This is a genomic window from Mesorhizobium sp. M7A.F.Ca.MR.362.00.0.0 (genome assembly GCF_004023175.1).
Classification (GTDB): domain Bacteria; phylum Pseudomonadota; class Alphaproteobacteria; order Rhizobiales; family Rhizobiaceae; genus Mesorhizobium.
In genome coordinates this window covers 1-10,372 of record NZ_RZTF01000231.1, presented here as the reverse complement: position 1 = coordinate 10,372, position 10,372 = coordinate 1, and the positions used below count along the sequence as shown (strand labels likewise).

Annotated in this window: 11 protein-coding genes; 3 read left to right on the top strand and 8 right to left on the bottom strand. The window is 60.5% G+C overall.

The window, feature by feature from the left end; genetic code table 11:
* The 5 genes from EOC06_RS24170 to EOC06_RS24150 all read right to left on the bottom strand — a co-directional run.
* The coding region (locus EOC06_RS24170; RefSeq protein ID WP_128308967.1) for a DUF937 domain-containing protein at positions 1–320 on the bottom strand (320 nt) is incomplete at its 3' end.
* A gap of 100 nt (positions 321–420) precedes the next feature.
* Positions 421–1,794, bottom strand: a complete 1,374-nt coding sequence (locus tag EOC06_RS24165; protein ID WP_128308966.1) for a glutamate--cysteine ligase — start codon at positions 1,792–1,794, stop codon at positions 421–423.
* Between the two features lie 144 nt (positions 1,795–1,938).
* Positions 1,939–2,673, bottom strand: a complete 735-nt coding sequence (locus tag EOC06_RS24160; RefSeq protein ID WP_128308969.1) for a 16S rRNA (uracil(1498)-N(3))-methyltransferase — start codon at positions 2,671–2,673, stop codon at positions 1,939–1,941.
* Positions 2,674–2,738: 65 nt separating this feature from the next.
* Positions 2,739–3,986, bottom strand: a complete 1,248-nt coding sequence (locus EOC06_RS24155) for a DUF4325 domain-containing protein (RefSeq protein ID WP_128308965.1) — start codon at positions 3,984–3,986, stop codon at positions 2,739–2,741.
* 119 nt (positions 3,987–4,105) lie between these two features.
* Positions 4,106–4,753, bottom strand: a complete 648-nt coding sequence (locus EOC06_RS24150) for a hypothetical protein (RefSeq protein ID WP_128308968.1) — start codon at positions 4,751–4,753, stop codon at positions 4,106–4,108.
* 88 nt (positions 4,754–4,841) lie between these two features.
* On the opposite strand from EOC06_RS24150, the gene EOC06_RS24145 reads away from it, so the two are divergent.
* Positions 4,842–5,540: a type 1 glutamine amidotransferase gene (locus EOC06_RS24145; protein WP_128308964.1), complete on the top strand. Its 699-nt coding sequence runs from the start codon at positions 4,842–4,844 to the stop codon at positions 5,538–5,540.
* Positions 5,541–5,833: 293 nt separating this feature from the next.
* Positions 5,834–5,965, top strand: coding sequence for a hypothetical protein (locus tag EOC06_RS44885; RefSeq protein ID WP_013893872.1), 132 nt, complete (start codon positions 5,834–5,836; stop codon positions 5,963–5,965).
* 39 nt (positions 5,966–6,004) lie between these two features.
* On the opposite strand, the gene EOC06_RS24135 is transcribed toward EOC06_RS44885, so the two are convergent.
* The 3 genes from EOC06_RS24135 to EOC06_RS24125 are packed head-to-tail and all read right to left on the bottom strand — an operon-like array spanning position 6,005 to position 8,781.
* Positions 6,005–6,778 carry a metallophosphoesterase gene (locus EOC06_RS24135; RefSeq protein WP_027035573.1) on the bottom strand — a complete coding sequence of 258 codons (774 nt, stop codon included), beginning with the start codon at positions 6,776–6,778 and terminating at the stop codon, positions 6,005–6,007.
* 36 nt (positions 6,779–6,814) lie between these two features.
* The gene (locus EOC06_RS24130) at positions 6,815–7,951 is read right to left on the bottom strand and encodes an alpha-hydroxy acid oxidase (protein WP_027035572.1); all 1,137 of its coding nucleotides are present in this window, start codon (positions 7,949–7,951) and stop codon (positions 6,815–6,817) included.
* Positions 7,952–7,977: 26 nt separating this feature from the next.
* Positions 7,978–8,781 carry an FCD domain-containing protein gene (locus EOC06_RS24125; protein ID WP_027035571.1) on the bottom strand — a complete coding sequence of 268 codons (804 nt, stop codon included), beginning with the start codon at positions 8,779–8,781 and terminating at the stop codon, positions 7,978–7,980.
* A gap of 204 nt (positions 8,782–8,985) precedes the next feature.
* Here EOC06_RS24125 and EOC06_RS24120 point away from each other — a divergent pair, with 204 nt between their 5' ends.
* Positions 8,986–10,308: a DUF3422 family protein gene (locus tag EOC06_RS24120; RefSeq protein WP_128308963.1), complete on the top strand. Its 1,323-nt coding sequence runs from the start codon at positions 8,986–8,988 to the stop codon at positions 10,306–10,308.
* The last annotated feature ends 64 nt before the right edge of the window (positions 10,309–10,372 follow it).

Below are 10,372 nucleotides of genomic sequence, written 5' to 3'. Positions count from 1 at the left end.
TGGCTGGCCACGGCGCGCGACAGGTCTTTCGAGCCGAACAGGTGCCCAAGAATGCCGTTGCCCTCATCGACGCCTTGCGGTGAGAAGGCCCTGGTTGCGTCCTCGAAATACTTGGCGTGCTGGCCGCTGGCCATCGCCGTCATGAAGGCGCTGAGCCCGTAAGGGTCGGCTGTGTTGCGCTGCAGCCCCTGCGAAAAGGCCGGCAGCAATGCGGCGACCGCGGCTTGCGTCTGCTGCATCGAAAGCCCGTATTGCTGGGCAAGCGCCTGCATGCCGTTGCCGTTCTGGGCCTGTGTCAGCATGTCGAACAAGGAAGGCATTGGTCTCTCCTCCGGAAATCCTCGCCGAAGAAGCCTAGTTTGTTTCCACTTCCGATTGAAGCGACTTTTGCCGGTCAATCGGCTGCGTCAAATCCGAGGGTTAATAGGCGTATTCCATGAACACCGGCTCGATCGAACCGCCCCAGCGCGTGTGATAGGCCGACAGCATCTCCTCGGCGCTGGTTGTGCCGCGGGCTACGACTTCGTCGAGCGTGTTGAGGAAGGAGGTCTCGTCATAGCCATCGCGGTTCTTGCGGCCACGGTTCTTCAGCCCCATGCGCGAAATGACCATCACGTCGCGTGCGATTTCGCGCAGCGTGGTGTTGCGGAAGGACGCGGAAATGCCTTGTTCCGGCACGGCGTTACGCATCGCCAGCGTTTCTTCATACGTCCAGCTCGAGGTCAGCGCCTCGGCGGCGTCGAGCGCGGCTTCATCATAGAGCAGCCCGACCCAGAACGCAGGCAGCGCGCAGATGCGCCGCCATGGCCCGCCATCGGCGCCGCGCATCTCGAGGAAGCGCTTTAGCCGCACGTCCGGGAACAGCGTCGACAGATGGTTCGCCCAGTCGCCCATTGTCGGCAGCCCGTCCGGCACCTCATTGCGCGCGGCACCGGCCATGAACTGGCGGAAGGTGATGTGGGTCATGTCGTGATAGCGGCCGTCGCGGATGACGAAATACATCGGCACGTCGAGCGCCCATTCGACATAGTCGGCGAAACCGAAATCGGGCGAGAAGCAGAATTCGAGCAGGCCCGAGCGCTGGTTGTCGGTGTCGCGCCAGATGTCGCCGCGCCAGCTCTGCAGACCGTTCGGGTGGCTTTCGGTGAAAGGCGAATTGGCGAACAATGCCGTCGACAGCGGCTGCAGCTTCAACGACACCTGCATCTTGCGGCGCATGTCGGCCTCGCTCTCGAAGTCGAGATTCACCTGGATCGTGCAGGTGCGGTACATCATGTCGAGGCCCTTGGTGCCGACCTTGGGCATGTAGCGCGTCATGATCTCGTAGCGCGATTTCGGCATTTTCGGCGTCTCGGCCAGCGACCATTTCGGGCTGCCGCCGAGGCCAAGGAAGCGGATGCCCATCGGCTCGGCGATCTCGCGCACCTGCGCCAGATGGGCGTTGCCCTCGCGGCAGGTCTGATGGATGGTCTCCAGCGGTGCGCCGGAAAGCTCGAACTGACCGCCGGGTTCCAGCGAAATCGCACCCTGGCCGGTCGGTTCGACCAGGCCGATGATGCGGCCGTCATCGACGATCGGATCCCAGCCGAGCTTTGACTGCATGCCTTCGAGAATGGCGCGGATGCCGCGCTCGCCGCCATAGGGGACCGGTGCATTGCCGTCGACATAGAAGGGGAATTTCTCGTGCTCGGTGCCGATGCGCCATTTGTCGCGCGGCTTGTTGCCTTCGGCCAGGTGCTCGACGAGTTCGTCGACACCTTCGATCGGGCGGAAATCGGTCGTATCGCGCGCCATGATGGTACCCTCAGAGGCGGCCGGATGACCGCCGGCGGTAAATGGACGAAATGTCAGCAGACGATCAAGCGAAAAATCCTGAGCCACAGGTCAACAGGAATTGAACGTTGCTGGAACTCTGCGTCCCTTGCAAGGGATGACGTCTCACCAGTCTCCGACAGTTGCCTGCATTACCGCGAGCGCGGCCACCGCCGCCGTGTCGGCGCGCAGGATGCGCGGTCCCAGCGGAATGGCGGTGACGAAGGGCAGGGCGCGCAGCATCTTGCGCTCGTCCTCGGAAAAGCCGCCCTCCGGCCCGACCAGCAGCGCAAGCTTCTTTTCCTTGACCGCCTGCAGCGCGGCCAGCGGATTGTTGGTCGAGGCGTCCTCGTCGCAGAAGATCAGCCGCCGCTCGCTGTCCCATCCGGTCAGCAGGCGCTCGAACTTTTCCGCTTCGCGCACTTCCGGCACCGCCAGGATGCCGCATTGTTCGGCCGCTTCGGCGACATTGGCGCGCAGGCGATCGATGGAAGGTTTGGCCACTTGCGTGTGCTGGGTGATGACCGGCTGCAGGATGCCGGCACCCATCTCGACCGCCTTCTGCACGAGATAGTCGAGCCGGCCCTGCTTCAGCGGCGCAAAGCAGTAGACAAGATCCGGCAGCGGCGGCTGCGGCCGTTGCAGCGCCATCACCTTCAGCCGCACCGCCCTTTTTGTCTTCGCCGCAATGGCCGCCGACCAATCGCCGTCGCGGCCATTGAACACCAGGATTTCGGCGCCTTCGCCGAGCCGCAGCACATGCAGGAGATAGTGCCTTTGCTGCGGGCCAGCGTCGAACTCGATGTTCGGTCGCAGATCGTCGGGCACGAACAGACGTTGCATCTTGTAATTGGCGCGCATCGCCGAGGAATGGGGCACCGTTGTGAGCGCGTCAAGTTTCGCACATTGAGGTGGAAGGAAAACTTCTACACGACCTCTCCAGGCCTAAGAGCCATGCGTTGTGAAATTGCCCGGTCAATTAGTTGAGAAACCACCCTGCTTCCATTAACAATCCTCACTCTTTGCGTGAAGTTGAGTGGACCTAATGCGTAAAAAAGTTTGCCAAAGACCTCGTCAGCAAAACTACTAGATATCAATTCAACACCATCCATATCTATGTCAATAAAAGTATCAGAGTTTCTCAAAACATTTTCAATCTTAAGTCGAACAGGTTTGGCAATCTCTCGGGTTCCGAATGCGTTAGATTCATCCAAAAGCTTTATAGTTACTTTTTCTAAATCATCAATTTTGTCAAAATAGGTATAAGATGGCTTATATATCTTACCTCTAAATACTAGAGCTTCCTCTAGTATGCTTTGGTCAGAGCAATCTATGGAACAAGAAACAAGCGTTCCATGAAAAGGGACTTTATTCTGCCTGATATGCATACCGATTTTAGGATCATATTTTAACGTAGCGTACCCGGATTGTATTTTAAATTGTCCCCCGGAAAGCTGTGCCATACGATATGAACCGTATAGCCCATTTCCCATATTCGTCGCGGTGTTCCGGGTAATTCCTTCTCGAATGGCTCGATCAAGCGCATCGATATCGGAAGTTATCTCTGAGTGGGTGCTTCGAAGTGTGCGTGGTATGCCCAATCCGTAGTCGCAAACAACGAACTCTACCATTTTTCCGCCCCTTCGGGACGTAACCTGCACAATTCCACCAATTGAACTTTCAGCATGATTCAAAACGTTATCTGTTATTTCATTTATGGACCATTCTAACGCTGCAATCTGTGAACGTGTAACTCCCTCAAGGGAACCGAGTAAGATGTCGATGATGTTATCTACAGCTTTATGCTGTTCTTCCCCTGTCCGATATATCGCCGCAGGCGAATGGATCTTCCCGGCAAAGTCGGACTCGGCAAAGCTCACTGGGTCAAGCAGGTGAGACCAACCGGCGTTACGAAATAGCCGTCTAAGTTTTATGTCGTCTGGTTCTATAAATTGAGTGTCGATGCCGTCGTGCAGAATGCTTCTGACATTGGCGCACAGAGGTAAGAAGTCTGGGGCAATTGCCTTCGAAATTTTGGAAAAATCTAGAACTATATCTTTGTAGTATAACTTATTAGTAATCTGGTAGATTGCAGCTGTGGCAACTTGCAAATCTGATTCGCCGAAATCTCCGGTAAAAGATATTACATTTTTGTCAGTGCTTATGGTGCCCATGTATCGATCTGTCGAGCTGTGCGGTGTCCGCCTGAGGACGTTCAACCGACCCTAGCAGCTATGGCGCCACAATGTAACGGGAGGAACTCCGGTTGCCGGAGCTACTTTCTGAGTCGAAGTTAAACGTCAGCCTGAGGATGCCATACGGGTTGGTAACCTTGGCTTAGCACTGAGACAGTGGTTACCGGCGTGAGCAGTCGAATTGAGCGACTGACAAAATCGGAAAACATCACCGGATTACTATACCCGGCGAACGACCAGCGCAGCGCCTTGCCGCCGCGCAAGGCGTAGGCGCTGCCACCATCCGCAACCATGGCGCCGTCGGGCAGGCCGGCAAGGTCTTCAACAGCAACCACTGGCGGCTTGCCGCCCGACGCCAGCCGCTCCTTGTGCAGCCGCTTGTCGACCATCGGGGCGCGCGGCTCGGCAATGCCGAAGGCTTCGCCGAAGCGGCCGACAAAATCCTTGGCCCGCTCGCGCTGGCAAAAGAAGCAGGGGCGATGCCCGGCTGCCAATCCGGTCACCTCGTCAAGGAAGAACAGCTCGGTCCAGCCCGCTTTGCCGCCCTTCCGGTTGCGGCCCATCGGTTCGCGCCGCACATTTCGGAATTTGCAGACGCAGACGATCCAGGCTTGAAGCGCCCAGCGCTTTTTCTTGAGCGTCTTCGTCTCGGGGTCGTGGATAATGCCGCGATTGCCGGTGAACATGCCGCGATCGGGCACTGCGTGGATGGTCCCGAACGGATCGACCCGGTTCTGCAGTGGCATAGTTTTCTCTCCGGACACGCATCTTGGCTGCAATGCGAGCGGCATGATATCGCTCGTCGCATCTTATTCATGTCAGCAGGGTTTTGTGATGCGGGTGCTGGTGGTCCAGAACTACGACAATACCGGCCTCGGCCAGGTCGGCGCAGCACTTGCGGAAGCGGGTGCCGATCTCGACCTGCGTCTCCCTTACAGGGGCGATCCCCTGCCGGATGACGCGGCCGGGCATGATGCCATGGTGGTGCTCGGCGGGGGCCAGAATGCGCTGGCCGACGATGAGTACCCCTATTTCCCAGCACTGCTCGAACTGACCCGCGACTTTGCCGACAAGGATCGCGCCGTGCTCGGCATCTGCCTCGGCAGCCAGCTCGTCGCCCGTGCCTTCGGCGGCGAAAACCGCATCGGCGGCGCCAATGAGTTCGGCTGGCACGGCGTATCGCTGACGGCGGACGCCAAGGGCGATCCTGTGCTGGGCGCGCTGCCGGAGAAATTCCCGATCTTCCAGTGGCACGACGACACCTTCGTGCTGCCCGAGGCCGCCGTGCGGCTCGCCGGCAACGATGTCGCCGAGAACCAGGCGTTTCGCGTCGGCCGCGCCGTCTACGGTTTCCAGTTTCACTTCGAGGCCGACCGGCCGATGGTCAAGGACTGGAGCACGTCCTTTGCCCCGACCATCGCCGCTCGCCATCCCGACTGGGCCGGCAAGCTCGATGGCGAAATGGCCCGCAACGGGCCCGATGCGGATGCTGCTGGCCTTGCCATTGCCCGTGCCTGGGTAGCGACCATCTGAGTGTTGGTCTCTCCGTACCCTGCAGCGTGACATAATTGGCACGCGGCGGTGAAACCGCCTGGGGAAAACCGTTTCATTCTTGGCTTGTGTCCGCCCGCCATCCTAGAAGGCGCGCGCTCTGCATCTTCTGTGCAACGGCTATGAACCTTTTGTGTGACCCGCGCGACACACCGTTGATACAGAACATGCCTAGAAGCGCAAAATCGTCGAAACTTTGAAGCGAATTCTCCGTTTCAACGCATTGGTAACCGCCTGGTGCACAGATGCAGAAAGCTCAACAAGAGATGACCTCCGTGAAAGCAGCGCTTCTGTCCTTTGCCATGTTGTCCGCCATCGTGCTGTGCGGTCTCGGCATCTATGCCGCCGACGCCGCCAACAACCACAACGCCGTCGACGGTTACGGCGTCACCGCCTCACTGCGCTAAAGGCGGGAAGCGTCTTTCGCGTCCTCCGACGCGCGACGCTCAAGCTTCCTTGATCGTCATTGTCAGGATGCGTTTGTCCGCGCCGTCGACGACGAGCGCGCTCAGCATGCCTGATTGCCAGGCAAGCGTGTCGACATTGACGCGGTTGGCCATCACTTCCGCCTCCGGCACCGGCGTGTGGCCGTGCACCACGATCTTCGGATAGAGGTCGGGGTGGTTGTGGAACACGTCGCGGATCCAGATCAGGTCCTGTGGGTTTTGCTTCTCCAGAGGATTACCCGGCCTGATGCCGGCATGGCAGAAGAAGAAGTCCCCGAAAGTCACGGAGAACGGCAGCGATCGCAGGAAGTCGATGTGGCTTTGCGGCACGGCCTCGACCAGGGCCTGATGTCCTTTGCGCACAGCCGATTCGGCCTTGCCGAACCACACGCTTGTGCCTTCACTGATCGCCACGCCGTAAGACTGTGCCGTCTGGATACCGCCGAACCGGATGAAAAGCCCTTCCGGGTCAGGGGTTTTGAGAAAATCGAGAAAACCGATGTCGTGGTTGCCGGCCAGCATCAAATTTCGGGGGTCGCGCCCTCGCGCTTCGATCAGGAAATCGATGACGCCCTTTGAGTCCGGCCCGCGGTCGACATAGTCGCCAAGATGGATGACGCGCCAGTCGGCAGGCGCCTCCTGCTCGATCTCGGCCCTGATGCGCCCATGCATGGCGGCCAACAGGTCGAGCCGGCCGTGGACGTCGCCGATCGCGTAAAGACGCACACCTTCCGGCCCATGCGCGTCGAGAAAATGGATGCCGGGTTCTGCCAATTTTTCGGTGTCTCCGTGGTCAGGCGGTCACGGGACTTAGCGCCGGAGCTGGTCTTTGCCCATGTCGGTGACAAGACGCTTTCCGCACAGCGCCAGAGTGATGTCCATCTCCTTGCGGATGATTTCCAACGCCTTGGTAACCCCTTCCTTGCCAAGCGCGCCCAGGCCGTAAAGAAATGGCCGGCCGATATAGGTTCCCTTGGCACCGAGGCAAAGTGCCTTCAGCACATCCTGGCCGGAGCGGATACCACCATCCATATGCACTTCGATCGTGTCGCCGACCGCGTCGGCAATCTCTTCCAGCACGCCGATCGACGACGACGCACCATCGAGCTGGCGCCCGCCATGATTGGAAACGATGATCGCGTCGGCGCCGGTCTTGGCCGCCATCAGCGCGTCCTCCTTGTCGAGAATGCCCTTGAGGATCAGCTTGCCGCCCCAGCGCTCCTTGATCCAGGCGACGTCCTTCCACGACAGATGCAGGTCGAACTGCTCCGTCGTCCACGATGCCAGCGAGGCCATGTTGCCGACGCCCTTGGCGTGGCCGACAATGTTGCGGAAGGTCCGCCGCTTCGTGCCGGCCATGGCGGCGCACCAGCGCGGGCGGATGGCCATGTCGACGATGTTCGTCAGCGTCAGCTTGGGTGGCGCCGAAAGCCCGTTGCGGATGTCCTTGTGGCGCTGACCGAGAATCTGCAGGTCGAGCGTCAGGACGAGCGCCGAGCATTTCGCCGCCTTTGCCCTGTCGATCAGGTTGAGCACGAAATCCTTGTCACGCAGCACATAGAGCTGAAACCAGAACGGCTTCGTGGTTACCGAGGCGACATCCTCGATCGAGCAGATGCTCATCGTCGACAAGGTAAACGGCACGCCGAATTCCTCCGCCGCCTGTGCCGCCAGCATCTCGCCATTGGCGTGCTGCATGCCGGTCATGCCGGTTGGCGCCAATGCCACCGGCATCGACACTTTTTCGCCGATCATCGTCGATGCCAGCGAACGGTTGTCCATGTCGACGAGGACGCGCTGGCGGAACTTGATCTTCTGGAAATCCTCTTCGTTGGCCCGATACGTGCTTTCGGTCCACGAACCGGAATCGGCATAGTCGAAGAACATCTTCGGCACGCGCCGGCGTGCGAGGTCCTTGAGGTCGGCGATGGTCAGGATCTGGCTCATGGGCTTCCCGTTTCGATAGCTAATAGCTAAGAGCGTTTGCGTGCAGGTTCGGTATCGGTGGCGTCAACGCGCTGTTTCAGCCTCAATCGCGAGACGCGCTGCCAGTCGCCGCTGCGCTCGGCCTCCGCCATCGATCGTTCGACATAGGTGATGTGGTCCATCGCCGCTTGCCGGGCGGTGGCAGGGTCGCCGGCCTTCACCGCCGCATGGATCGCCCGGTGCTGCGCCAGCAGGGCGTCGCGCGCGCCGGGCACGGTGAACACCAGCAGCCGGTTCTGGAACACGCCCTCCGACAACAGCCGGTAGCAGGAGCGCAGCGTGTGCAAAAGGATGATGTTGTGCGCGCATTCGCAGATCGCGTGGTGGAACTCGACATCGATCTCGGCCTCGTCGTCGAAGTCGCCGGTCCGGTGCGCATCGTCCATGCGTGCCATGATCTTGTCGAGCAGCGCCATGTCTTCCGGAGTGGCGCGACGTGCGGCATATTCAGCCGCGACCCCTTCGATCTCGCGGCGGTATTCCAGATAATCGGTCACTGCCTTGCGGTGCATCGAGATCAGGTCCGTCACCGGCTTGGTGAAGAGCTGGCCGATGACATCGGCGACATGCGTGCCGCCGCCGGGTCTTGTCGTTAAAAGGCCGCGTCCTTCCAGTGATTTCAGCGCATCACGCAGGATCGGCCGGGATACGTCGAACTGGCGTGCAAGCTCGCGCTCGCCCGGCAGCCGGTCGCCGGTGCGCAGCACGCCTTCGAGGATGAGGCTCTCGATCTGCTGCACCACCTCGTCGGCGGTGCGCGAATGCTCGATCCTGGAAAAAATGTCGCTCAACAGAATGCCTGGAAGGTGAACCGGTGCCGCAGAATAGAGCCTGCCTCGCCAACTGGTCAAATTATTTATCCAATTGACAAAAGCGGGCCAATTTTCCGCCCGATGCCCATCATCTTCGGCTAACTTTGCTGTTTGCGTGATCAGGCCATTGGCACTAGAGGGACGCGAGTGCAAGAGGGCTCAAGAAAACCCGGGGAACAAGCCGTGTCAGACGACCCGTCCGATCTCGAATTCCAGCCGCGCGCCAAGGGCAGCGTCATGGGCTTTCCTGCGCATGAGGGCCGGCCCGGCGCACTCGGCGAGGTTCATGCCCGGCCGCATCCGCTGATCGAAAAGCCACGCGTCCTGATGCAACTCGCCTTCATGACGGAGGGTGGCTCCGGCGTCGACCACGCGGTACTTTCCGAATTGTCGCGGCGCCTCGGCATCGCCGCGCCCGACCGCCAGGCCCGCCATCATGCCATGAAATGGGGCAAGGGCTCGCTGCGCTGGGAGCGGCACACCGAATTCTCGACCTATTTGTGGGAAGGGCCGCTTTCCGAGAACGGCAGGGCGCAGGAGGACTCACCCTTCGGCAACGGGTTTTCGCCGCCGGGAACCTGCATCTCCGGCATCAGGCTCGAAATCCGCAAATGGACGCAAGCGAGCGAGCAGCTGATAGCCGGTTTCGATCCGACCAGCCTGTGCTACTCGCTGGTCGAGCGCGGAAACGCCGCCATCGTCACCGATTTTCGCCAGGATGGCGATGGCTTGACGCGCATGCTGCTGCTCGATCGCGGCTTGACCCCGGCGCGTACCGGCGCGTTATCGCAGCGGCTTATCGACATCGAAACCTATCGGACGCTGGCCATGCTCGGCCTGCCGCTGGCGTTGACCTTGTCCGGCCGCGCCCGCCGCATCGAGGACCGGCTGGCGCAGACCACGCTGGAGATGAAGGTCGCCGGGACGCGCGACAGCCAGACCTTGCTGGCCGATCTGACCGAACTTGCGGCGGAGCTGGAGGCGGACGCGGCGTCGAGCCTTTACCGTTTCGGCGCCAGCCGCGCCTATGACGGCATCGTCGGCGAACGGCTGGAGGCGCTCGAGGAAGAGGCTGTGCCCGGTTATGACACATGGCGCGGGTTCCTGCAGCGCCGGGTGGCACCCGCAATGCGCACCTGCCGCTCGGTCGAGGAGCGGCAGGAAAATCTATCGCGAAAACTGACCCGCGCCACGACGCTGCTGCGCACCTGGGTCGATGTCGAGGTCGAGAAGCAGAACCGCGACCTGCTTGCCTCGATGAACAACCGCGCCCGCCTGCAACTGCGCCTGCAGCAGACCGTCGAGGGGCTCTCGGTCGCCGCAGTTTCCTATTATGTGGTCGGCCTTGTCGGCTATGTCGCCAAGGGTGCCTCGATCTTCGGCCATGCCTTCGCGCCGGAGATCATTACCGCTGCTTCGGTGCCTGTCGCCATCCTGCTGGTCTGGTGGGGCGTACGCCGCGTGCGCAAGATGCACTCCGAACCCGGCAAGCCGCCCGGCGAATAGATCTGCTCACCCTCCCCCTTGTGGGGAGGGTCGGCTCATGATCGCAGCGAAGCGAAGATCGTGA

Excerpts from the sequence above, each read along its gene's own strand:
- EOC06_RS24165 (WP_128308966.1), bottom strand. The coding sequence starts at position 1,794 with ATGGCGCGCGATACGACCGATTTCCGCCCGATCGAAGGTGTCGACGAA.
- EOC06_RS24155 (WP_128308965.1), bottom strand. The coding sequence starts at position 3,986 with ATGGGCACCATAAGCACTGACAAAAATGTAATATCTTTTACCGGAGAT.
- EOC06_RS24145 (WP_128308964.1), top strand. The coding sequence starts at position 4,842 with ATGCGGGTGCTGGTGGTCCAGAACTACGACAATACCGGCCTCGGCCAG.
- EOC06_RS24150 (WP_128308968.1), bottom strand. The coding sequence starts at position 4,753 with ATGCCACTGCAGAACCGGGTCGATCCGTTCGGGACCATCCACGCAGTG.
- EOC06_RS24130 (WP_027035572.1), bottom strand. The coding sequence starts at position 7,951 with ATGAGCCAGATCCTGACCATCGCCGACCTCAAGGACCTCGCACGCCGG.
- EOC06_RS24160 (WP_128308969.1), bottom strand. The coding sequence starts at position 2,673 with ATGCGCGCCAATTACAAGATGCAACGTCTGTTCGTGCCCGACGATCTG.